The organism is Crossiella cryophila (genome assembly GCF_014204915.1).
Classification (GTDB): Bacteria; Actinomycetota; Actinomycetes; order Mycobacteriales; family Pseudonocardiaceae; genus Crossiella; species Crossiella cryophila.
In genome coordinates, this window is sequence record NZ_JACHMH010000001.1 from 8045980 (window position 1) to 8066790 (window position 20811).

Sequence of the window (20811 nt, forward strand, 5' to 3'; positions counted from 1 at the left end):
GACGGTTTGGTGACGTCCGACGCCGATGGCGCTCATCGATACATCGTTCGGCCTAGCGTCAACGGCATGCGAGTGTTGATCACCGGGGCCGCCGGGTTCATCGGCTCCCACATCGTCGAGGCACTGTCCGGATCGGACACCGTGCTGCTGGACGCCCTGCTCCCGCAGGCACACGGCGCGGACGGCCCGCCCCCGTGGACGCCCGCGGAGCTGGTCGTCGGCGACGTGCGGGACGCCGACCTGCTGGACCGGCTGCTGCCGGGGGTGGACGTGGTGTGCCATCAGGCCGCCATGGTCGGGCACGGGGTCGATCCGAACGACGCGCCGGAGTACGCGCTGCAGAACGACTACGGCACCGCGGTGCTGCTGGCCGCCATGCACCGGGCGGGGGTGGGCAGGCTGGTGCTGGCCTCCTCGATGGTGGTCTACGGCGAGGGCCGCTACCGCTGCGCCGAGCACGGCGTGGTGCGCCCTGGTCCGCGGTTGCTGCCCGAGCTGGCGGCGGGCCGGTACGAGCCGCCGTGCCCGGTGTGCGGGGCCGCGCTGGCCGACGAACTGGTGCCAGAGGACGCACCGGTCGATCCGCGCAGCACCTACGCGGCCAGCAAACTCGCCCAGGAGCACCTGGCGGCGGCCTGGGCGCGGCAGACCGGCGGGTCGGTGTGGGCGTTGCGCTACCACAACGTGTACGGGCCGCGGATGCCGCAGAACACCCCGTACGCCGGGGTGGCCTCGATGTTCCGGTCCTCCCTGGAACGCGGTGAGGCGCCGGTAGTCCTGGAGGACGGGCGGCAACGGCGGGACTTCGTGCACGTGCGGGATGTCGCGCTGGCCAACCGGCTGGCGATCGGGACCCCGGCCGCCGAGGGCGGGCTGACCGCGCTGAACGTGTGCTCCGGCGATCCGCACACCGTGGGCGAGATGGCCGCGGCGCTGGCGACGGCGTGTGGTGGCCCGGCGCCGCGGATCGCGGGCGGGGCCCGGCCGGGGGATGTGCGGCATGTGGTGGCCGATCCGGTGAAGGCGACGGCGTTGCTCGGTTACCGGGCCCAGGTCTCCTTCGCCGACGGGGTCACCGAGTTCGCCACCGCGCCGTTGCGGCGTCCGGCGGTGCTCACCAGTTCGTGAGCACCAGGTGGTTCACGGCCAGGGCGGTGACCGCCTGCGCGGCCAGCCACCAGCGCCGGGATCCCCTTGGCAGCAGGGCGGTCCCGGCGCTGAGCCACACCGCGAACGGCAGCCAGATCCGCTCGACCTCGGCCTTGCTGAGTCCGGACAGGTCGGCGGCGAGCACCGCGAGCAGGGCGGCGGCGACCAGGATGGTGATCCCCCGCCTCCGTTCGGTGGCGGCGCGGCGGATCCCGGCGGCCAGGGCGGGTCCGGTGGCCAGGGCGAGCGCGGCGAGGTTGGCCCACACCCAGTAGGCGTAGGGGCGGGCGGTGGCGATGCCCTGGTAGTAACGCTCGACGACCAGGTGGTAGCCGTCCAGCCACCAGAATCCGGCCAGGGCGAACGCGCCGGTCACCGCGAGCACGCCGGTGGCCGCCGGGAGCAGCCTGCCCCGGCCGACGATCAGCACGGCCAAGGCCAAGGGCGCCAACAGGACCAGGCCGTAGCTGAGGAACAATCCGAAGCCCAGCAACAGTCCGCCGCCCAGTGATCGCCAGAACCCGCCAAGGGCCAGCAATCCGATCCCGCAGGCGGTGACCCCGGCGAACAACCCGTCCGCGGACACGCCGAACCAGACGAATCCGGGCAGCAGCACCACGAACGGCAGCATCCGGCGGGCCGCGTCGGCATCGGCCAGCGCGCGCACGGTGACCGGCACCGCGATCACGACCAGGCCACCGATCAGGATGGTGACGATCCCGGCCCACGCGCCGCCGCCGAGGCCGATCCGGTCCAGCAGCACGTACACCAGCAGCGCGCCGGGTGGGTGGCCGGAGACGTGCGTGGTCCAGGAATCGGGCTGGAAGTCCAGGATCCGCCCGGCGAATCCGGCGATCATCGCACCGATGTCGGCGATACCGCCGACCTCGTGCAGGTATTCGTCGGAGGTGGTGAGCCGGGTGGCCAGGCCGCGTTGCCAACCGTCCACAGTGGCCAGTGCCAGGGTCCAGGCCACCGCGGTCAGGTACCCGGCGGCCAGCAATCCCCGCCACGGCAACCGATCCGCCAGCCGCGGACCCTGCCACACCACCAGGATCGCCAGCAGCACCGCGGGTGCGGTGCCGGGTCCGAGGTGCGGCAGCCACTCGCCGAACAGCGGCGCGGCGCCGGCGAAGATGGGGACTCCGTTGGCACGCAGGACAAAGCCGACCACCACCGCGACGGCCACGAGCAGCACGAGGGCCGCCGCGGCCAGCAGGTCACGGCGGTCTTTTCCAGACAGCACGCGGCCAACCTAAGGCCATTCCAGGCAGCGCACCCGGTGGATCCGGGGTCCGAAACAACTCGGTAAGAACTGGCCGGTACGTCATATTTCGGTAAGCACCGCAACGGTTCCCGGCCGATCGTCATCCCCCTAACGTCCGGTGGCATGACGCAGACGACCGGCGCGGTGGACGTGGTGCTGCCCTGTCTCAACGAGGCAGCCGCACTGCCAGCCGTACTCCGCCAGCTCCCTCCTGGATACCACGCGATCGTGGTCGACAACGGCTCCACCGACGGCACCGCCGCGGTGGCCGCCGGACTCGGCGCGACCGTGGTGCGTGAGCCGCGCCGCGGGTACGGCGCCGCCGTGCACACCGGCATCGAACACGCCGGCACCGACATCGTCTGCGTGCTCGACGCCGACGGCTCGATGGCGCCCAGCCTGTTGCCCGCCCTGGTCGCCCCGGTCGCCACCGGCCGGGCGCAACTCTCGGTGGGACGGCGGATCCCGGTGAGCAGCGGGGTGTGGCCGTGGCACGCGCGGGCCGGGAACGCCTTCCTGGCCTGGCTGTTGCGCCGCCGCGGCCTGGCGGTCCGGGACATCGGCCCGATCCGCGCCTTCCGCCGGGATGAGCTGCTCGCCCTGGGCATCACCGACCGCGGCTTCGGCTATCCCCTGGAGTTGTTGCTCCGCGCGGCCGACGCTGGCTGGTCGGTGTCCGAAGTGGACATCGACTACCTGCCGCGCGCCGCGGGCACCAAGTCCAAGGTGAGCGGTTCGGTGCTCGGCACCCTGCGCGCGGCCCGCGACATGGCGGGAGTGCTGCGATGAACCCGGCGATCCTGGTGGTGGCCAAGGCCCCCGTCCCCGGCCAGGCCAAAACCCGCTTGACCCCACCCGCCACCCCGCACCAGGCCGCCGCCATCGCCGCCGCGAGCCTGCACGACACCCTGTCCGCCGCCCGCGCCACCCCCGGCACCCGCCTGGTGGTCGCCCTGACCGGCGACCTGTCCCAGTCCGCCGACACGGTCCGGCTACGCCGGGCCCTGTACGGCTGCACGGTGATCTCCCAGCGCGGCAACGGTTTCGCCCAACGCCTGGCCAACGCGCACGCCGACGTCGGCGGCCCACGGTTGCAGCTCGGCATGGACACCCCGCAGGTCACCCCGGCCCTGCTCGCCGACTGCCTGCGCCTGCTGGCCCAGCGGAACACCGACGCGGTGCTCGGCCCGGCAGCCGACGGCGGCTGGTGGGCCCTCGGCCTGTGCAAACCGGAGTACGCGGCGGCGCTGGCCACGGTGCCGATGTCCCAGACCGACACGGGTGAACGAACCCTGTCGGCGTTGCGGGACAAGGGCCTGGTGGTGCGGATCGCGCCGGAGCTATCCGATGTGGACACCATGGCGGACGCGGTCGCGGTGGCCCGCGGCCTGCCCGGCTCGTACTTCGCCCACGCGGTCACCGCGGTCCTGCCCTGCCTCGCCCCGGCAGCCACCCCCGCCAACGCCGCCGCGCACCTCCCCGCTCCCACTGTCGAGGTGGCCCGATGACCAGCGAGTTCGACGCCGCCCTGCTCGGCCAAACCGATCTCCTGCACCTCCCCGACGGCCGCGCCCTGCTACTGCCCATCGCCCGCTGGTCCGCCACCCCCTGCCCCGCCGACGAACAACTCCTGCGCCGCTGCACCGGCCCGGTCCTCGACCTCGGCTGCGGCCCCGGCCGCCTGGTCACCGCGCTCGGCCGCCGCGGCGTGATCGCGCTGGGCGTGGACAGCTCCCCAGTGGCCGTCCGCCTCACCACCGACCGCGGTGGCGCCGCACTGTGCCGCGACCTCTTCGACCGGCTGCCGGCCGAGGGCCGCTGGCAGCAGATCCTGCTCGCCGACGGCAACATCGGCATCGGCGGCGACCCGGTGGTGCTGCTCCGCCGGGTGCACCGACTCCTCTCCCCCACCGGCCACGCCCTCATCGAGGTCGAGCCCCCTGGCACCGGGTTGCGGCGGGAACGGGTGCGGCTGACCGGATCCGACTTCGACTGGGCCTGGGTCGGGGCCGATGCCATCGGGTTGCTCGCCGTGGTCACCGGGTTCCGGGTGACCGAACTCCTCGACCACTCCGGCCGGTGGTTCGCGGTGCTGCGCAAGGAGGTTCGCGATGATGCGACTACGGCCACCGGCTGAATCCGACTTCAAAGGTTCCGCGCACGATGTCCGGGTCACCAGCCGGATCGGGTTGTGGCTGGGCATCGCGTTCGGACTGTGCTTCGTGACCGGTCTGCTCAGCCACGGCGTCCAGCACCCGCCTGCCTGGTTCAGCTGGCCCACCCGCCCGGTGAACTTGTTCCGGATCAACCAGGGCGTGCACGTGATCAGCGGGATCGCCGCGATCCCGTTGCTGGTGGCCAAACTCTGGACGGTCTACCCGAAACTGTTCGCCAAACCCGCCATCCGCTCGCTGCCGCACGCCCTGGAACGGCTGTCCATCTTCGCGTTGCTGGCCGCGGCGTTCTTCCAGCTCGCCAGCGGGCTGTTCAACGTGGCGCAGAACTACCCGTGGCGGTTCTACTTCGTCACCGCGCACTACGCCGTGGCCTGGATCGCGGTCGGCGCGCTGCTGCTGCACGTCGCGGTCAAGCTCCCGCTGATCCGCGATGCACTCAGCAAACCCGTTGGCCTGCAACAGGAACCGGCGGTCGGCCTGTCCCGCCGGGCGTTCCTGCGCGGCACCGGCCTGGCCACCGGCGCGGCCGTACTCGCCACCGCGGGCGCCACAGTCCCCGGCCTGCAAGGACTTTCCTTCCTCGGCTGGCGTTCCACCAAGGGCCCGCAGGGACTTCCGGTCAACCGCACCGCCTCGGCCGCCGGGGTCGCCCGGATCACCGACACCTGGCGGCTGGAGATCACCGGCCCGGCCGGGACCCGGAACCTCAGCCTGGCCGAGCTGACCGCGTTGCCGCAGACCACCGCCGAACTCCCGATCGCCTGCGTGGAGGGCTGGAGCCAGTCCGCCACCTGGACCGGTGTCCGGGTCGCCGACCTGATCGGCAGCGTCGGCGCGGGCCCGGACTCGGCGGTGCGGGTGGAATCCCTGGAGCAGGGCGGCGCGTACCGGGTCAGCGAACTGCCCGCCACGCACGCGCACGACCCGTTGACGCTGCTGGCCTTGCGGCTCAACGGTGAGGAGCTGGACCTGGACCACGGCTACCCGTGCCGGATCATCGCGCCGAGCCGTCCTGGTGTGTTGCAGACCAAGTGGGTCGGCCGATTGGCGGTGCGGTGATGCGGTGGGTACTGGGCGCGATCGGCGCCGGACTGCTCGGCTGGGGCGCGATCCTGTTGCTGCCGCTGCTGTTCACCTCGCTCGGCGACACGGTGTCGCTGGGCGGCTGGCTGATCGGCGGCCCGATCCTGCACGACGCGGTGATCGCGCCGGTCGTCGGCCTGCTCGGATTGGCGATCAGCCACCGGGTCGGCCGGGCCTGGCGCACACCGGTGATCACCGGCCTGGTGGTGTCCGCGGTGCTGGTGACGCTGTCCGTGCCGTGGCTGTGGCGGACCTTCGCGCCCTACGTCAACCCCGGCCTGCACGACCGGAACGTGTTGCTGGGACTGGTGATCGCGCTCGGCGTGGTGTGGCTGGCGGTGCTGGCCGCCGGTCTGCTCAACCGCCGCCGGGTCAGCGCAGCGCCGCCAGTCGACGGGTGACTTCCTCGGTGGAAGCGTGTCCCACCGCCAGGGTCGCCACCCGCTCGTCCTCCACCGCGAGCAGGGTCGGGAAGCCCTGCACACCCAGCTCGGCGGCGAACCGGAAGTCCGCCGCCGCCTCGGCCACCGCGTTCGGCGACTCGAAGGCGGCCACCAGCAGGTCCGGGTCCAGCCCGGTCCGCTCGGCCAGCGCGCGGTAGGTCGCGGGGTCGGACAGGCTCCGCCCGTCCTGGTAGAAGGCGTCCTGGAGCGCGCCGACCAGCTCGACCGACCGGTCGGGAGCCAGTGCGCGCAGCGCGGCCACCCCACGCGCGGCCAGTTCGGAGTCCATCACGAACGAGCCCTCGTCCAGCAGCCGCTCGAACCCGGGGCCGAAACTCACCCCGGTGAGGTCGGTGATCCGCTCGTTGGCGTCCCGGATGAACTCGTACTGACCGATCGGTCGGCGCCGGTCCCCGGTGAACAGCCCGCCGGAGACCACCTCCACCGGCAGCCCGGGATGCGCGGCGGTCAGCTCGGCCATGGTCCGGGCAAAGCCGTAGGACCACCCGCAGTAGGCATCCAGCACATACACCAGCCGCACAGTCACCCGATCAGGTTACCTGACGAGTCAGATGTTCCAGTTTCAACCCAGGGGCGGCAGTGCGTCCCTGGCCGCGTGACCGATCAGCTTCACCTGCGCCGCGAACAGTTCCCGCTCGTCAGCGGGCAGCGCGTCCAGGAGGTAGCGCTGCACGTTGCGCGCGTGCAGCCGCGCCGCGGTCACCGCGGTCCGCTCCCCCGCCTCGGTCAGCCGCACCAGGTGCACCCGCCGGTCCCCCGGCTCGGCGACCCGCTCGACCAGGCCGGCCCGCACCATCCGGTCGACCAGCCGGGTGGCGCCGCCGGTGGTGAGCACCTGTTCCTGGGCGATCCGCCGCATCGGCAGCCCCGGCTCCCCGGCCCGCCCCAGGATCAGCAGCACCTCGAACATGAGGTGGCTGATCCCGCACTCGGCCTCGATCTCCCGCCCGAGGATGTGCTCCAGGCGGTTCGCCGCACCCAGCAACCGCCCGAACACGAGCACCCGGTCATCGGCCGCGGCCTGCTTCGCCGTGCCGATCTCCGCGTGCTCCGGCTCCGCACCCAAGTCCCCGGCCTCCAGTCCCGTCGTTTGAGGGTTCATCCACGTTGTCCTGCGATTATCACCGAGAAACCTTCACCGAATATTCAACGATACCGTTCAGTGGATGGCTGACCAGAACCTGACGATCGACCTCAGCATGGCCGAACTCCGCGCGATCGCCGACTACGCCGCGGCCTGCGCGGAACCCGCCCTGGCCATCTTCGAGCGCGCCCGCCCCGGCGACCGGCGGCCACGAGCCGCGATCGAGTCCGCCCAGGCGTTCGCCGCCGGGGCCGAGCGGTCCAAGTCGATCCGCGATCACGCCTGGGCGGCGAACCGGGCCTACCAGGAGACCCGCGACGCCGGCCAGGCCGCGGCCAGTGACGCCGCCCGCGCCGCCGTGGCCGCGGCCAGCGCGGCCTACCTGCATCCCCTGGCGAAGGCCACCCAGGTCCCGCACATCCTCGGCGCGGCCGCCCACGCGGCCAGGGCCGTCGAACTGGACGCCGCCACCGACCGAACGGTAGGCGAGCAGTACATCGAGCGGGCCCGGACCCTGGCCGGCCCCGTCGTGGTGCGGGTGCTGGCCCGGTATCCCGCCGCGCCGGGTGGTCGCGGCCGGGCGGGCGAGCTGCTGCGGATGCTGGACACCGCGTTGCGCGCGCAGGCCGCCGAAGTGAACCCCGCCGCCAACTGAAACCCCGGCTACTTCCGTAGGTACCCGGCCCCGCCCCACCCCACGAAAAGTGGCGGCCATGACCACCCTGCACCGGCGCGCGCTCCCCGTGCTCGCCACCATCCTGCTCAGCGCGCTCACCTTCACCCCCGCCGCCTCCGCCGCCCCCGTCGACTGGGGCCTGGACCGCATCGACCAGCGCGACCTCCCGCTCAACGGCGCCTACCAACCGGTCGGGAACGGCGCGGGCGTGAACATCTACGTCCTGGACACCGGCATCCGCACCACCCACCAGGCCTTCGGCGGCCGGGCCCGCACCGCCTACGACCCGGAGGGCGTCGGCGGCGACTGTGCCAGCCACGGCACCGCGGTGGGCAGCATCGCCGCCCGCACCGCGCCCGCGGCGACCATCCAGTCGGTACGGGCGCTGTGCGGGCGGGTGGACGTGGTCGCGGCGGTGCGCTGGGTCGCCGCCAACGCGGTCAAGCCCGCCGTGCTCAACCTCAGCCTGGGCGGGGCGCGCAACGCGGCCATGGACGCCGCCGTGCAGCAGGTCCTCAACGCGGGTATCCCGGTGGTGGTCTCCGCGGGCAACCAGCCGGTCGACGCCTGCAACGGCTCGCCCTCCCGGGTGCGGGACGCGATCACCGTCGGTTCGGTGACCCGCACCGACCAGGTCTGGCAGCACTCGGCCAACGGCCCGTGCGTGGACCTGTTCGCCCCCGGCGCGGCCATCCTGACCGCCACCAGCGAGTCCGACACCGCCACCGCCACGCACGACGGGACCTCCGAGGCCGCCCCGTTCGTCTCCGGCGTGGTGGCCAACTACCTGGGCGCGCACCCGGCGGCCACCGTCGCCGAGGTCAACAAGCACCTCGTCGACGGGGCCACCAAGAACAAGATCACCGGCTTGAAGGCCGGGACCCCGAACCGCCTGCTCTACGCACGCTGACCAGCGCGGCTGTGACCGGTGCAGCCGCCGGTCACAGCTCCCCGCGGGCCATCTTGATCAGCCGGTCCAGCACCGAGGCGGACCGGCCCGCGCCGTCGTGCTCGTACTCGTTGGTCACCCAGGCCCTGGTGGCGCCCATGACGCTCGCGGTCTCCAGGGAGTAGGCGGAGTCGACGTACATGTCGTCGAAGTAGACCGCCGCGGCCACCGGCACCTCGTTGCGCGCCAGCACCTCCGGGTCGTACAGCGGCCCCCAGTCCGTGCGCGCGGCCAGGATCTCGGCCACATCCTTGAGCGGGGTCAGCGCCGGGTCCTCGTCGAACTGCCAGGGGTAGATCATCTCGCCGGTGAACAGCACCGGCCAGTCACCCTCCAGGTCGAACTCGGGGAACTCCGCGCGCACCCGCTGCGCCGACCAGTCCGAGGCACAACCCTGGGCGTAGATCGCCTCGTGCACCAGCGCGTACAGCGGCGCACCGGCGAAGGACAGCCGCGCCCCGGCCTGGATCAGGAACGGATCGGACAGCTCCGGCCCACCCACACCGTCCACAAAGGACATCTCAAGCAGGTAGTGCAGCGAGTCGAACTCGCGATGGGTGCCGAAACCCATGCCCAGGGTCTGGAAGCGGTGCGCGGTCAGCCGTTCCCCGGTCGGCAGCCGGACGTCGTGCGCCAGCAGGTGGTCCACCACCCGGCGGGCGATCTCCGCGTCCTCCGGGTAGCGGGCGAAGAACTGCTCGTTCTTCTCCCGCACCCGCGGGTACAGCGCCCGGTAGACCTCGTCCGCGGTGGCGGTCAGCGGCGCCAGCCCACCGGTGATCAGCGACTCGCGCAGCGAACCGGGGAACAGCGACAGGTAGGTCAGCGAGCAGAACCCGCCGAAGCTCTGCCCGTAGATGCTCCACGGCTCATCGCCGATCAGCGCCTGCCGGACCAGCTCGGCGTCCCGCACGATCGAGTCGGCGCGGAAGTGCGCCACGTACTCCGCCTGCGCCTTGGCGTCCCCGCGTAGCGGCAGCGTCTGCCGGTTGACCCGGCTGCTCAGCCCGGTGCCGCGCTGGTCCAGCAGCAGCACCCGGTAGTCCTTGAGCGCCCGGCCCAGCCAGGCACTCGGCGCGGTGGGCCGCTCACAGGGCTGGCCGGGGCCGCCCTGCAACATCAGCAGCCAGGGCAGCTTGTCCTTCTCCCGCCCGGCCGCCACCACCTCGCGGGCGAACACGGTCAGGTGTTCCCCTTGCGGAGCAGCATGATCAACCGGTACGTCGAAGGTGTAGGCGGTGGTCACCAGGCCGGGCAGCCGGTCGGTGCGCAGGCGATTGGCAGTCGTCACGCCGCAAACGGTAACTCCATGGCGCCCGGGTGAATTATTGTTCGGTAACAAAGACCCTATTGCACCAGAGTGATGCTCTTCATAGGTTGCCGAGGTCGACCCCGACGCCCAGACCAGAAGCGAGGGGAAAGCTGTGGTCAACGTGGTTCGAGCCGCGATCTTCCAGACGAAGTGGACCGGCGACACCGACTCGATGATCGAGGCGCACGAACGTGCGGCCCGATCCGCGGCCGCCCAGGGCGCCAAGGTCATGGGCTTCCAGGAGGTGTTCAACGCGCCGTACTTCTGCCAGGTGCAGGACGCCGAGCACTACAAATGGGCCGAACCGGTGCCCGACGGGCCGACGGTCAAGCGCATGCAGGCACTGGCCAAGGAGACCGGCATGGTGCTGGTCGTCCCGGTCTACGAGGTCGAGCAGGCCGGCTTCTACTACAACACCGCGGCGGTCATCGACGCCGACGGCAGCTACCTCGGCAAGTACCGCAAACACCACATCCCGCAGGTCAAGGGCTTCTGGGAGAAGTACTACTTCCGGCCCGGCAACCTCGGCTGGCCGATCTTCGACACCGCGGTCGGCCGGATCGGCGTCTACATCTGCTACGACCGGCACTTCCCCGAGGGCTGGCGTGCGCTCGGCCTGGCCGGGGCGAAACTCGTGTTCAACCCCTCCGCCACCAGCCGCGGCCTCTCCGCCTACCTGTGGCAGCTCGAACAGCCCGCCGCCGCGGTGGCCAACGAGTACTTCGTGGCCGCGATCAACCGGGTCGGCGTCGAGGAGTACGGCGACAACGACTTCTACGGCACCAGCTACTTCGTCGACCCGCGCGGCCAGATGGTCGGCGAGGTGGCCAGCGGCACCGAGGAGGAACTCGTGGTCCGCGACCTGGACTTCGACCTCATCGACGAGGTCCGCCAGCAATGGGCCTTCTACCGGGACCGCCGCCCGGACGCCTACGGAACCCTGACGGAGGGCTGACATGGGAGCGCACGCGGAGCTGTACGCCCGCCGCCAGGCGGTGCTGCCGAGCTGGCTGTCCGCCTACTACGCCGAGCCGATCGAACTCGACCGCGGCGAGGGCAGGCACGTCTACGACAGCCAGGGCAACCGCTACCTGGACTTCTTCGGCGGCATCCTGACCACGATGACCGCGCACGCCCTGCCCGAGGTGACCAAGGCGGTCACCGAGCAGGCGGGCAAGATCCTGCACACCTCCACGGTGTACCTGAGCCGTCCGATGGTCGAGCTGGCCGAGCAGATCGCCGCGGTCTCCGGCATCCCGGACGCGCGGGTGTTCTTCACCGCCAGCGGCACCGAGGCCAACGACGCGGCGCTGCTGCTGGCCACCGGGGTGCGCCGATCCAACCAGGTCCTGGCCATGCGCAACAGCTACCACGGGCGCTCCTTCTCCGCGGTCTCCATCACCGGCAACTCCGGCTGGTCCACCACCAGCCTGTCTCCGTTCCAGGTCTCCTACGTGCACGGCGGCAACCGGTTCCGCGGCCCGTTCCGGGAGTTCACCGACGCCGAGTACATCAACGCCTGCGTGGAGGACCTGCGCGATGTGCTCGACCAGGGCGACAAGAACGCCGCCGCGCTGATCGCCGAGCCGATCCAGGGCGTCGGCGGGTTCAGCGTGCCGCCTGACGGGCTCTACGGCGCGTTCAAGGAGGTCCTGGACGAGCACGGCATCCTGTGGATCGCCGATGAGGTGCAGACCGGCTGGGGCCGCACCGGCGAGAACTTCTGGGGCTGGCAGGCCCACGGCGCCACCCCGGACATCGTCACCTTCGCCAAGGGCATCGGCAACGGCATGTCCATCGGCGGCGTGATCGCCCGCGCCGAGATCATGAACACCCTGCGCGCCAACTCCTTGTCCACCTTCGGCGGCAGCCCGATCACCATGGCCGCCGGGCTGGCCAACCTGCGCTACGCCCTGGACAACAACCTCCAGGCCAACGCACTGGAGGTGGGTGGCTGGCTCAAGCAGGAGCTGTCCTCGGCCACCGCGCTGCTGCCGGTGGTCGGCGACGTGCGCGGCAAGGGCCTGATGCTGGGCGTCGAACTCGTCCGCCCCGGCACCCTGGACCCCAACCCGGCCGCCGCCACCGCCACCCTGGAGGCCGCGCGCGCGGGCGGGCTGCTGATCGGCAAGGGCGGGCTGCACAACAACGTGCTGCGCCTGGCCCCGCCGCTCTCGCTCACCAGGGCCGAGGCCGAGGAAGGACTGCGGGTGCTGCGGCACGCGCTGACCGTGGCCGGGGAGGAGAACCCATGAGCCGCACCGTGATCCGCAACGGCCTGGTGATCACCGCGGCCGACGAGCTGCTTGCCGACGTGCTCATCGACGGCGAGAAGGTGGTGGCCCTGGCCGCCCCCGAATCCGGACTCGCCGAATCCTTCGCCACCGGCGCGGACACCGTGCTGGACGCCACCGGCCGCTACGTGCTGCCCGGCGGCGTGGACTGCCACACCCACATGGAACTGCCCTTCGGCGGCACCTTCGCCGCCGACACCTTCGAGACCGGCACCCGGGCCGCGGCCTGGGGCGGCACCACCACCATCGTCGACTTCGCCGTGCAGACGCCAGGGATGTCGCTGCGCGAGGGCCTGGATGCCTGGCAGGCCAAGGCCGACGGCCAGTGCGCCATCGACTACGGCTTCCACATGATCATGGGCGAGGTCACCCCGCACACGCTCAAGGAGATGGACCAGCTCGTCGGCGAGGGCATCTCCAGCTTCAAGCTGTTCATGGCCTACCCCGGCGTGTTCTACAGCGACGACGGCCAGATCCTGCGCGCCATGCAGAAAGCCGCCGACAACGGCGGGCTGATCATGATGCACGCGGAGAACGGCATCGCCATCGACGTGCTCATCGAACAGGCCCTGCAACGCGGCGAGACCGACCCGCGCTACCACGGCCAGGTCCGGCACGCCTTCCTGGAGGCCGAGGCAACCCACCGCGCCATCCAGCTCGCCAGGGTGGCCGGCGCGCCGGTCTACATCGTGCACCTCTCCGCCGCCGAGGCCCTCGCCGAGGTCGCGCGCGCCAGGGACAACGGCGTCAACGCCTTCGCCGAGACCTGCCCGCAGTACCTCTATCTGTCCACAGAGGACCTGGCGCGGCCGGGCTTCGAGGGGTCCAAGTACGTCTGCTCCACCCCGCTGCGGCCCGAACAGCACCAGGCCGAACTGTGGAAGGGCCTGCGCACCAACGACCTCTCCGTGGTCTCCACCGACCACTGCCCGTTCTGCTTCAAGGGCCAGAAGGAACTCGGCCTCGGCGACTTCTCCAAGATCCCCAACGGGTTGCCCGGCGTCGAACACCGGATGGACCTGCTGCACCAGGGCGTGGTGGACGGGCAGATCAGCCGCAAACGCTGGATCGAACTCGCCTGCGCCACCCCGGCCCGGATGTTCGGCCTGTACCCGCGCAAGGGCACCATCGCGCCGGGCTCGGACGCCGACGTGGTGATCTACGACCCCAAGGCGCGGCAGACCCTCTCCGCCGAGACCCACCACATGAACGTGGACTACTCCTGCTACGAGGGCAAGACCGTCACCGGCAAGGTCGATGTAGTGCTCTCCCGCGGCAAGGTGGTCATCTCGGAGAACACCTACCTCGGCCACAAGGGCCACGGCTCCTTCCTCAAACGCGACACGTGTCAGTACCTGGTGTGAGGACCCCGATGCGCACGATCAACCACTGGATCGGCGGCAAGACCGTCGAGAGCACCTCCGGCCGTTTCGGCGTGGTGACCAACCCGGCCACCGGCGAGCAGACCGCGCAGGTCGCGCTCGCCGACGTGTCCGAAGTGGACAGTGCGGTGGCCGCGGCCAAGGACGCGCTGACCACCTGGCGGCACTCCTCACTGGCCACCCGCACCCGGATCCTGTTCGCCTACCGGGAACTGTTGCTGCGTAACCGGGACGGGATCGCCGCGCTGCTCACCGCCGAGCACGGCAAGGTCACCTCCGACGCCGCGGGCGAGGTCTCGCGCGGCCTGGAGGTGGTCGAATTCGCCTGCGGCATCCCGCAATTGCTCAAGGGCGGGCTGTCCATCGGCGCCTCCACCGGCGTCGACGTGCACTCCATCCGGCAGCCGGTCGGCGTGGTCGCCGGCATCACCCCGTTCAACTTCCCGGCCATGGTGCCGCTGTGGATGTTCCCCCTGGCCATCGCCTGCGGCAACACCTTCGTGCTCAAACCGAGCGAGAAGGACCCGTCCGCGGCACTGCGGGTGGCCGAGCTGATGGCCGAGGCCGGGCTGCCCGAGGGCGTGCTCAACGTGGTGCACGGCGACGCCACCGCGGTCAACCGGCTCCTGGAACACCCCGACGTGGCCGCGGTCAGCTTCGTCGGCTCCACTCCCGTCGCCCGGCACATCTACCAGACCGGCACCGGCAACGGGAAACGCGTACAGGCGTTGGGCGGGGCCAAGAACCACATGGTCGTGCTGCCCGATGCCGACCTGGACCTGGCCGCCGACGCGGCCGTGTCCGCCGCCTACGGCTCGGCAGGGGAACGCTGCATGGCGATCTCCGTGCTGGTCGCCGTCGGCGGCGTCGGCGACGACCTGGTCAGCCGCATCCAGGACCGCATCGCCGCGCTCACCATCGGCCCCGGCACCGACCCGGGTTCCGACATGGGCCCGCTGATCACCCGCGAACACCGCGACAAGGTCGCCGGATACGTCGCCGCGGGCGAGCAGGAAGGCGCCACGGTCGTCGCCGACGGCCGCGACCTCGCCGTTCCGGGACACGCCAACGGTTTCTGGCTCGGCGTCAGCCTGGTCGACCACGTCACCCCGGCGATGAGCGTGTACCGCGACGAGATCTTCGGCCCGGTGCTCTCGGTGGTCCGGTCACCGTCCTATGAGGACGCTCTCGGCCTGGTCAACGACAACCAGTGGGGCAACGGGGTGGCCATCTTCACCAGGGACGGCGGGGTGGCCCGCAAGTTCCAGCTGGAGGTCGAGGCCGGGATGGTCGGGGTCAACGTGCCCATCCCGGTGCCCGTGCCCTACTACCCGTTCGGGGGCTGGAAGGCCTCGCTGTTCGGCGACAACCACGCCTATGGTGAGGACGGGGTGCACTTCTACACCAGGGGAAAGGTCGTCACCACGCGCTGGCCGGACCCGGCCACCAGCAGTGTCGACCTAGGGTTTCCACAGAACCGCTGAGTTGAGGGGACACAATGGACTTCGGACTGGTGCTGCAGACCGATCCACCGGCCTCGGCCGTGGTCGAGCTGATGAAACGGGCCGAGCGAGCGGGCTTCGACTACGGCTGGACGTTCGACTCCTGCGTGCTGTGGCAGGAGCCGTTCGTCATCTACAGCCAGATCCTGGCCCAGACCGAACGGCTGATCGTCGGCCCGATGGTGACCAACCCCGGCACCCGCGACTGGTCGGTCACCGCGTCGTTGTTCGCCACCCTCAACGACATGTTCGGCAACCGCACCGTCTGCGGCATCGGCCGCGGCGACTCGGCCATGCGCGTCATCGGCAACAAACCCAACACCCTGGCCCGCCTCGGTGAGTCGATCAGGGTCATCCGCGACCTCGCCGAAGGCCGCCCCGCCACCATCGGCGACCAGGAGGTCCGCATCCCCTGGGTGCGCGACGGCGAACTCCCGGTCTGGATGGCGGCGTACGGACCGAAGGCGCTCGCCCTCACCGGCCAGGTCGCCGACGGGTTCATCCTGCAGCTGGCGGATCCGTTCCTGACCGAGTGGATGGTCAAGGCGGTGCGTGACGCCGCCGAACAGGCCGGCCGCGACCCCGACTCGATCACCATGTGCGTGGCGGCTCCGGCCTACGTCACCGACGACCTGGCGCACGGGCGGGACCAGTGCCGGTGGTTCGGCGGGATGGTCGGCAACCACGTCGCGGATCTGGTTGCCAGGTATGGCAGCGATTCCAGCATCGTGCCGCAGGCGCTGACGGATTACATCAAGGGGCGGCAGGGGTACGACTACAGCCACCACGGGCGGGCGGGGAATCCGGACACGGAGTTCGTCCCGGACGAGATCGTGGATCGGTTCTGTCTGGTGGGGCCGCCGGAGAAGCACATCGAGCGGTTGGAACACCTGAAATCGCTTGGGGTGCATCAGTTCGCGGTCTACAACATGCACGACGCACGGGAAGCGACGATCGACACGTATGGCGAGAAGATCATCCCAGCGCTGCGTGGCTGACTTCTCCCGGCGTGTTGGCCGTTGTGGGACAAGAGCGACAGTCAAGGGCGTCCTCGCCGGACGGGCAGAAATCAAAGGATGGGGGGGAAAATCAAAGACAAGAGCAAAGACGAAGAGCAGTGCTCGTACGGTTCCCCCATCCCCGTCAGCCTTCCGATACCAAACCACATCCCGGGCACGCAGACCGTTGCGGTTGGCAGGCTAGGGCGGCGGCAGGTTGCGGTCTGCGCACCCGGGATGTGGTGTGTCCTCTCCAGGCTGACGGGGATGGGGGAACCGCTCGGGGAGTGTTTGAAAAGCCACCCCGGCTGCTTGTGTTCGGGCTTCGCCCGGTCGCGGCGCGGTCGAACCGCCTAGCCGCAGCGTTCCCGGGCTTCGCCCGACCTCCGGGTCATAACCGCCCGGCCGCCACGCTCCGGGCTTCGCCCGCCTCCCCCCAACACCCACCGCTCCGGGCTCCGCCCGCCTGCCCGCCGTCCCACAACGGCCAACGACCCGTACAACAACGGCCAACACCCCGTACCAAAGCGGCCAACACGCTGCTGGGGTTTCAACCTCCCCGGCGTGTTGGCCGTTGTCGTACGGTGTGTTGGCCGTTCTTGTACCGTGTGTTGGCCGTTGTCGTACACCGGGTTGGCCGTTGTTGTACGGCCGGTTGGCCGTTGTTGGACTCCGGTCCGGGCGCTCCGCCCCAAGGGTGACCGCCCCGGCCTCTCCCCCGGGTCAGCTCGCCGCCAGCACCGCCAGGGCCAGTTCCACCCACCGGTCCGCCGAAGCCACCCCCGGCTCCACCGCGCACTGCACCGCCAATCCGCGCACCACCGCCGACACCCCCACCGCCGCCTGCTCCGCGCGCACCTCCCCCAGCTTCCGCCCGTCCAGCGTCCGCCCGGTCAGCAACCCCGCCAACGCCGTCCGGCTGCCCGCCCCGAACTCCACCAGCGCCCGCTCCGGTTCCTCGCCGCCCAGCACCAGTGACAGCGCCTCCACCTCCAGGCGCAATGCCCGCCATCCGTCCATTGTGGACACGAGCTGGTGGTATGCCCGCACGTACCGGGTCACCGCCTCCCTGGCATCGGCCACCGGTTCGGCTTCCAGGATCCGGATCTCCGTTTGGAGTTGGTCGGCCAGGTTGGTGAGTACCGCGTGCAGGAGGGCCTGTTTGGAGCCGAAGAGGGAGTAGATGGCGCCGATGGTCAGGCCTGCTTCGGTGGCAATGGACTGGATGCCGACCGCCTGGTAGCCCTCGGACAGGAACAGGCGCTGGGCCGCGGTGAGCAGGGCCTCGGTGTTGCGGCGTTTGGATTCCGCTCTTCTGCCGGACATGGAGTGAATGATAGCGTTGCTATTCAATAGCGGTGCTATCAGATTGGGTGATCATGACCGACAGGCTCAGGAAGGTGTTGGACTCACTGCCGGAGCTGGGGCGATACCCGACGGTGGACGAGTCGCAGGCGGAGCTGGATGAGCTGGCCGCTCGGTATCCGGTGACGGTGCGGCGGATCGGGACCTCTCGGCTGGGTGAGCCGATCCGGGTGGTCACCATCGGGGAGGGGGAGGGGGAGCGGGACGCGCTGGTGCTGGGTGGGCCGCATCCGAATGAGCCGGTGGGTGGACTGACGGTGCGGGAGCTGGGGCGGCTGTTGTGTGCGGAGCCCTGGTTGCGGGCCGGGCTGCGGTGGCATCTGGTGCCGTGCATCGATCCAGACGGGGCCCGGCTGAACGAGAGCTGGTACGGGGTTCCGGGCGATCGGGACGCCTACGGGCGCGGGTTCTACCGGCCGGCCATGGACGAGCAGCCGGAGTGGACGTTCCCGCACCTGGCGGAGACGGGGTACTTCGATCGGATGCTGCCGGAGACGGTGGCGCTGGCCCGGCTGATCGACGAGGTGCGGCCGGTGTTGCTGGCCTCGCTGCACAACGCGGAGTACGGCGGGGCCTTCCACTACACGACCACGACCGATCCGGCGCTGGCCGAGCTGCTCGCCTCGGTGCCGGGGTGGTTCGGGGTGCCGTTGCAGCACGCGGTGTATGAGGTGCCGGGGAGTTTCCGGCTCACCCCGGGAGTGTTGCGGATGCCGACCGTGGCCGAGCTGACCGAGGGGGCGCCGCCGGGGGACGGGGTGTTCGGGGCGAGCAGTGGGGAGTACGCGGGCAGGTACGGGGCGGTCTCGGTGATCACCGAGGTGCCGATGTGGGCTGATCCGCGGGCTTCCGACTCTCTACCGACCGGTCGGTTGATGGAGGAGGTGGTGGCGGGGTTGCTGGCCGAGCTGGTGGGTGCGGAGGAGGCTCTGGCGGGGGTGTTGGACTCGGTGCGCGGTGCGGTGCGGCTGGACACGCCGCATCGGCGGGCGCTGGACGATGTGCTGGTCGGGATGCGGCGGATCGGCGAGGGGTGGCGGCGGATGCTGGGCACCGCCGAGGGGGCGCGGGCGGCGACCGTGGCCGATGAGTGCGCGTTTGTCGCGTTGCCGCACACCTTGCGGCTGCGGGCGGCCGGCACGTTGTTGCGGGTGCTGGCGGCTGAGCAGGCCAGCGGGAACGTGCGGCCGGCGATCCGGGCGGCGCAGGCAAGAGCTGAATCGCTGTTCACGGAATGGCGCGCGGCCGCCGACGGTCAGCCGGGCACGTTGATCCCGTTGCGGGCGCAGGCCGGGATCCAGCTGGGGTCGATCCTGGCCGCCGCGGCGCACCTGGTCAGAACGTGAAGCGGAACTCGCGGAACATGTTCCGCCAGCCAGGGATCGCGTGGCCGAGTCGATACAGCAGCCGGTAGCCGCGGGCCGGGATCTTGGCCCAGTGCGTGGTGAAGGGAGGCTGTTCCACGCAGCGCAACCGCGGGTGCCAGGCCTCGACCTCCCGGCCGTCCCGGATGCCCCACCGGCCCAGTGGCGAGAGCCGGGTCAGCCAGGGCGCGCCGCCGTCGAACTGGAGTTCGCCGGTGCCGAAGTGGCCGACGAGTCGCTGGACCAACGCCCGCACCTCGGCGCCGTCCAGGTAGGGCAGCAGACCCTCGGCGATGATCAGCGCGGGGCGGTCGGCCGGGATCCCGGCCAGCCAGGCCGGATCGGTGACCGAGGCGCCGATGAGGTGGTAGTGCTCGCGTTCCGGGTACAGCCTGCGGCGCAACTCGATCACCTCGGGCTGATCCAGGTCATACCAGTCCACAGTGGACGGTGGGTCGAGCCGGAGCACGCGGCTGTCCAGGCCGCAGCCCAGGTGCAGCACCACGGCGTCGGGGTGACGACGCAGGAAGTCCGCGGCCCACTCGTCGAGCTGGGTGGCCCGCAGGGCGACCAGGTACTGGTTGCTCTCCGGGCGGACCCGGCGGTGCAGCTTGGGGAAGTCGTAGTCGATGCGGCGGATCGCCTCGGCGGCGTGCCGGTCGGCCAGGATCGGGTGCCGCGAACCGCTTTCCCAGGCACGCAGGTACAGCGTGCCGAGCAGGGTCCAGGTGACGTCGTCGTCGGCGACGCCGGTGAAGTCGAGCCGCTCCGCCCTCATGGGGCCAACCGTAGCCGGGCGGCCAGGCCGTCCAGGTGCCGGGTCAGGCCGTGCTCGAACAACGCGTCCAGGTCCTCCACCACGCTGTTGTCGATAGTGGACAGTTGCGGGAACCGGCCGGATTCCAGGTAGCCGCGGATCTCCTGCTCCTGCAACCGCCACCACTCGGTGTTGTCCAGCCCGGTGTCCTTGGTCGCGGCCTGCTCGGCGGCGTGCGCCAGCGCGAGACCGCGGACGAAGGCGGGCAGGGTGATCGCCTCGCGCACGCGTTCGGCGTGGCTCAGCCGCAGCCCGGCCAGCGTGGCCAGGGTCCATTCGGTGTGCGCCATGGCCTCCGGGATCAGCCGCGGCCGGGTGATCGAGACCAGTTCGGGCAGCCAGCCGTGCGCGCGGTAGAGCGACCACTGGATCCGGCAGACCGCACTGAGCCGCTCCCGCCAGCCCGACGGGGGCGGCGTGGGCAGTGGGCGACCGGCGAAGATCCGGCGCATCATCAGGTGCACCAGCTCGTCCTTGCCCGCCAGATGCCGGTACAGCGACATGGGCCCGACGCCGAGTTCGGTGGCCAGCCTGCGCATGGACACCGCGTCCAGGCCCTCGGCGTCGGCCAGCCGGATCGCGGCGGCGGTGATCCGGGCCCTGGTCAGGGTCGGCGCGGCGGTGGGCGTGCGCCGCGGCCCGCCGGCCGGGGTGCGGACCACGGTGCCCGCGCCGGGGTGGGTCTCGACCAGACCTTGCTGCCGCAACAGGTCCAGGGCCTTGGCCGCGGTGGCCAGCGCGACGCCCCACTCGCGCATCACCGCGCGAGTGGACGGCACCCGGTCACCGGGCAGCAGCTCACCTGCGGCAATGCGTCCGGCCAGCTCGGCGGCGATGCGCCGGAAGGGTGGAACAGACTCGCTCACCCAACTGAGTGTACTAGTACAGTCCGGTAGGGTTATCTCCCCCATTCGCCCAGATACGTTGC

General features: G+C 71.0%; 21 protein-coding genes. 14 read left to right on the forward strand and 7 right to left on the reverse strand.

What is annotated here, in order from left to right; genetic code table 11:
- Positions 1–66: 66 nt before the first annotated feature.
- A complete protein-coding gene (locus tag HNR67_RS34510; protein WP_185006769.1) occupies positions 67–1128 on the forward strand; it encodes an NAD-dependent epimerase/dehydratase family protein in 1062 nt (353 codons plus the stop codon).
- Here HNR67_RS34510 and HNR67_RS34515 read toward each other — a convergent pair.
- The gene (locus tag HNR67_RS34515; protein ID WP_185006771.1) at positions 1115–2395 is read right to left on the reverse strand and encodes a hypothetical protein; all 1281 of its coding nucleotides are present in this window, start codon (positions 2393–2395) and stop codon (positions 1115–1117) included. The genes HNR67_RS34510 and HNR67_RS34515 overlap by 14 nt on opposite strands.
- A gap of 144 nt (positions 2396–2539) precedes the next feature.
- On the opposite strand from HNR67_RS34515, the gene HNR67_RS34520 reads away from it, so the two are divergent.
- The 5 genes from HNR67_RS34520 to HNR67_RS34540 are packed head-to-tail and all read left to right on the forward strand — an operon-like array spanning position 2540 to position 6077.
- The gene (locus HNR67_RS34520; protein WP_185006773.1) at positions 2540–3205 is read left to right on the forward strand and encodes a glycosyltransferase family 2 protein; all 666 of its coding nucleotides are present in this window, start codon (positions 2540–2542) and stop codon (positions 3203–3205) included.
- Complete coding sequence (locus HNR67_RS34525) at positions 3202–3924, forward strand: TIGR04282 family arsenosugar biosynthesis glycosyltransferase (protein ID WP_185006775.1); 723 nt, start codon at positions 3202–3204, stop codon at positions 3922–3924. The genes HNR67_RS34520 and HNR67_RS34525 overlap by 4 nt, the downstream gene beginning before the upstream one ends.
- On the forward strand, positions 3921–4553 hold the full coding sequence (locus HNR67_RS34530) for a methyltransferase domain-containing protein (RefSeq protein ID WP_185006777.1): 633 nt from the start codon (positions 3921–3923) through the stop codon (positions 4551–4553). The genes HNR67_RS34525 and HNR67_RS34530 overlap by 4 nt, the downstream gene beginning before the upstream one ends.
- Complete coding sequence (locus HNR67_RS34535) at positions 4531–5652, forward strand: molybdopterin-dependent oxidoreductase (protein WP_185011452.1); 1122 nt, start codon at positions 4531–4533, stop codon at positions 5650–5652. Before HNR67_RS34530 ends, HNR67_RS34535 begins: the two co-directional genes overlap by 23 nt.
- Entirely contained in the window at positions 5652–6077 is a 426-nt protein-coding gene (locus HNR67_RS34540) for a hypothetical protein (RefSeq protein ID WP_185006779.1), read from the forward strand. Before HNR67_RS34535 ends, HNR67_RS34540 begins: the two co-directional genes overlap by 1 nt.
- On the opposite strand, the gene HNR67_RS34545 is transcribed toward HNR67_RS34540, so the two are convergent.
- Together HNR67_RS34545 and HNR67_RS34550 are read right to left on the reverse strand one after the other, a co-directional pair.
- The gene (locus tag HNR67_RS34545) at positions 6049–6666 is read right to left on the reverse strand and encodes a DsbA family protein (RefSeq protein ID WP_312988708.1); all 618 of its coding nucleotides are present in this window, start codon (positions 6664–6666) and stop codon (positions 6049–6051) included. The genes HNR67_RS34540 and HNR67_RS34545 overlap by 29 nt on opposite strands.
- Before the next feature lie 36 nt (positions 6667–6702).
- The gene (locus HNR67_RS34550) at positions 6703–7242 is read right to left on the reverse strand and encodes a MarR family winged helix-turn-helix transcriptional regulator (protein WP_185006780.1); all 540 of its coding nucleotides are present in this window, start codon (positions 7240–7242) and stop codon (positions 6703–6705) included.
- A gap of 64 nt (positions 7243–7306) precedes the next feature.
- Between HNR67_RS34550 and HNR67_RS34555 the strand changes: the two genes are divergently transcribed.
- On the forward strand, positions 7307–7879 hold the full coding sequence (locus HNR67_RS34555) for a putative immunity protein (RefSeq protein ID WP_185006782.1): 573 nt from the start codon (positions 7307–7309) through the stop codon (positions 7877–7879).
- 58 nt (positions 7880–7937) lie between these two features.
- Entirely contained in the window at positions 7938–8810 is an 873-nt protein-coding gene (locus HNR67_RS34560) for a S8 family peptidase (protein WP_185006784.1), read from the forward strand.
- Between the two features lie 31 nt (positions 8811–8841).
- Here the strand turns inward: HNR67_RS34560 and HNR67_RS34565 are convergent, their stop codons facing one another.
- Positions 8842–10140 carry an alpha/beta fold hydrolase gene (locus tag HNR67_RS34565; protein WP_312988710.1) on the reverse strand — a complete coding sequence of 433 codons (1299 nt, stop codon included), beginning with the start codon at positions 10138–10140 and terminating at the stop codon, positions 8842–8844.
- A gap of 133 nt (positions 10141–10273) precedes the next feature.
- Between HNR67_RS34565 and HNR67_RS34570 the strand changes: the two genes are divergently transcribed.
- Genes HNR67_RS34570 through HNR67_RS34590 form a run of 5 tightly spaced genes read left to right on the forward strand, consistent with a single transcriptional unit; the run spans position 10274 to position 16337 of the window.
- Positions 10274–11116: a nitrilase-related carbon-nitrogen hydrolase gene (locus HNR67_RS34570; RefSeq protein WP_185006788.1), complete on the forward strand. Its 843-nt coding sequence runs from the start codon at positions 10274–10276 to the stop codon at positions 11114–11116.
- Between the two features lies 1 nt (position 11117).
- Positions 11118–12416: an aspartate aminotransferase family protein gene (locus HNR67_RS34575; RefSeq protein WP_185006790.1), complete on the forward strand. Its 1299-nt coding sequence runs from the start codon at positions 11118–11120 to the stop codon at positions 12414–12416.
- Positions 12413–13819 carry a dihydropyrimidinase gene (gene hydA / locus HNR67_RS34580; RefSeq protein WP_185006792.1) on the forward strand — a complete coding sequence of 469 codons (1407 nt, stop codon included), beginning with the start codon at positions 12413–12415 and terminating at the stop codon, positions 13817–13819. Before HNR67_RS34575 ends, hydA begins: the two co-directional genes overlap by 4 nt.
- 8 nt (positions 13820–13827) lie before the next feature.
- Complete coding sequence (locus tag HNR67_RS34585) at positions 13828–15321, forward strand: CoA-acylating methylmalonate-semialdehyde dehydrogenase (RefSeq protein WP_185006794.1); 1494 nt, start codon at positions 13828–13830, stop codon at positions 15319–15321.
- Between the two features lie 14 nt (positions 15322–15335).
- Positions 15336–16337: a TIGR03842 family LLM class F420-dependent oxidoreductase gene (locus tag HNR67_RS34590; RefSeq protein ID WP_185006796.1), complete on the forward strand. Its 1002-nt coding sequence runs from the start codon at positions 15336–15338 to the stop codon at positions 16335–16337.
- A 723-nt stretch (positions 16338–17060) separates the two neighbouring features.
- Here HNR67_RS34590 and HNR67_RS45980 read toward each other — a convergent pair.
- Positions 17061–17663, reverse strand: a complete 603-nt coding sequence (locus HNR67_RS45980) for a TetR/AcrR family transcriptional regulator (protein WP_185006798.1) — start codon at positions 17661–17663, stop codon at positions 17061–17063.
- Positions 17664–17716: 53 nt separating this feature from the next.
- On the opposite strand from HNR67_RS45980, the gene HNR67_RS34600 reads away from it, so the two are divergent.
- Positions 17717–19048, forward strand: coding sequence for a M14 family zinc carboxypeptidase (locus HNR67_RS34600; protein ID WP_185006800.1), 1332 nt, complete (start codon positions 17717–17719; stop codon positions 19046–19048).
- Here HNR67_RS34600 and HNR67_RS34605 read toward each other — a convergent pair.
- The gene (locus HNR67_RS34605) at positions 19038–19844 is read right to left on the reverse strand and encodes a class I SAM-dependent methyltransferase (protein ID WP_185006802.1); all 807 of its coding nucleotides are present in this window, start codon (positions 19842–19844) and stop codon (positions 19038–19040) included. The genes HNR67_RS34600 and HNR67_RS34605 overlap by 11 nt on opposite strands.
- Positions 19841–20749 (reverse strand): TetR/AcrR family transcriptional regulator C-terminal domain-containing protein, encoded by a 909-nt coding sequence (locus HNR67_RS34610; RefSeq protein ID WP_312988713.1) that lies wholly within the window; start codon positions 20747–20749, stop codon positions 19841–19843. The genes HNR67_RS34605 and HNR67_RS34610 overlap by 4 nt, the downstream gene beginning before the upstream one ends.
- Between the last annotated feature and the right edge of the window lie 62 nt (positions 20750–20811).

What these genes read in the sequence shown, in the direction of transcription:
- HNR67_RS34510 (WP_185006769.1), top strand. Translation starts at nt 67, where the DNA reads ATGCGAGTGTTGATCACCGGGGCCGCCGGGTTCATCGGCTCCCACATC.
- HNR67_RS34520 (WP_185006773.1), top strand. Translation starts at nt 2,540, where the DNA reads ATGACGCAGACGACCGGCGCGGTGGACGTGGTGCTGCCCTGTCTCAAC.
- HNR67_RS34525 (WP_185006775.1), top strand. Translation starts at nt 3,202, where the DNA reads ATGAACCCGGCGATCCTGGTGGTGGCCAAGGCCCCCGTCCCCGGCCAG.
- HNR67_RS34530 (WP_185006777.1), top strand. Translation starts at nt 3,921, where the DNA reads ATGACCAGCGAGTTCGACGCCGCCCTGCTCGGCCAAACCGATCTCCTG.
- HNR67_RS34535 (WP_185011452.1), top strand. Translation starts at nt 4,531, where the DNA reads ATGCGACTACGGCCACCGGCTGAATCCGACTTCAAAGGTTCCGCGCAC.
- HNR67_RS34540 (WP_185006779.1), top strand. Translation starts at nt 5,652, where the DNA reads ATGCGGTGGGTACTGGGCGCGATCGGCGCCGGACTGCTCGGCTGGGGC.
- HNR67_RS34550 (WP_185006780.1), bottom strand. Translation starts at nt 7,242, where the DNA reads ATGAACCCTCAAACGACGGGACTGGAGGCCGGGGACTTGGGTGCGGAG.
- HNR67_RS34555 (WP_185006782.1), top strand. Translation starts at nt 7,307, where the DNA reads ATGGCTGACCAGAACCTGACGATCGACCTCAGCATGGCCGAACTCCGC.
- HNR67_RS34560 (WP_185006784.1), top strand. Translation starts at nt 7,938, where the DNA reads ATGACCACCCTGCACCGGCGCGCGCTCCCCGTGCTCGCCACCATCCTG.
- HNR67_RS34575 (WP_185006790.1), top strand. Translation starts at nt 11,118, where the DNA reads ATGGGAGCGCACGCGGAGCTGTACGCCCGCCGCCAGGCGGTGCTGCCG.
- hydA (WP_185006792.1), top strand. Translation starts at nt 12,413, where the DNA reads ATGAGCCGCACCGTGATCCGCAACGGCCTGGTGATCACCGCGGCCGAC.
- HNR67_RS34585 (WP_185006794.1), top strand. Translation starts at nt 13,828, where the DNA reads ATGCGCACGATCAACCACTGGATCGGCGGCAAGACCGTCGAGAGCACC.
- HNR67_RS34590 (WP_185006796.1), top strand. Translation starts at nt 15,336, where the DNA reads ATGGACTTCGGACTGGTGCTGCAGACCGATCCACCGGCCTCGGCCGTG.
- HNR67_RS45980 (WP_185006798.1), bottom strand. Translation starts at nt 17,663, where the DNA reads ATGTCCGGCAGAAGAGCGGAATCCAAACGCCGCAACACCGAGGCCCTG.
- HNR67_RS34600 (WP_185006800.1), top strand. Translation starts at nt 17,717, where the DNA reads ATGACCGACAGGCTCAGGAAGGTGTTGGACTCACTGCCGGAGCTGGGG.
- HNR67_RS34605 (WP_185006802.1), bottom strand. Translation starts at nt 19,844, where the DNA reads ATGAGGGCGGAGCGGCTCGACTTCACCGGCGTCGCCGACGACGACGTC.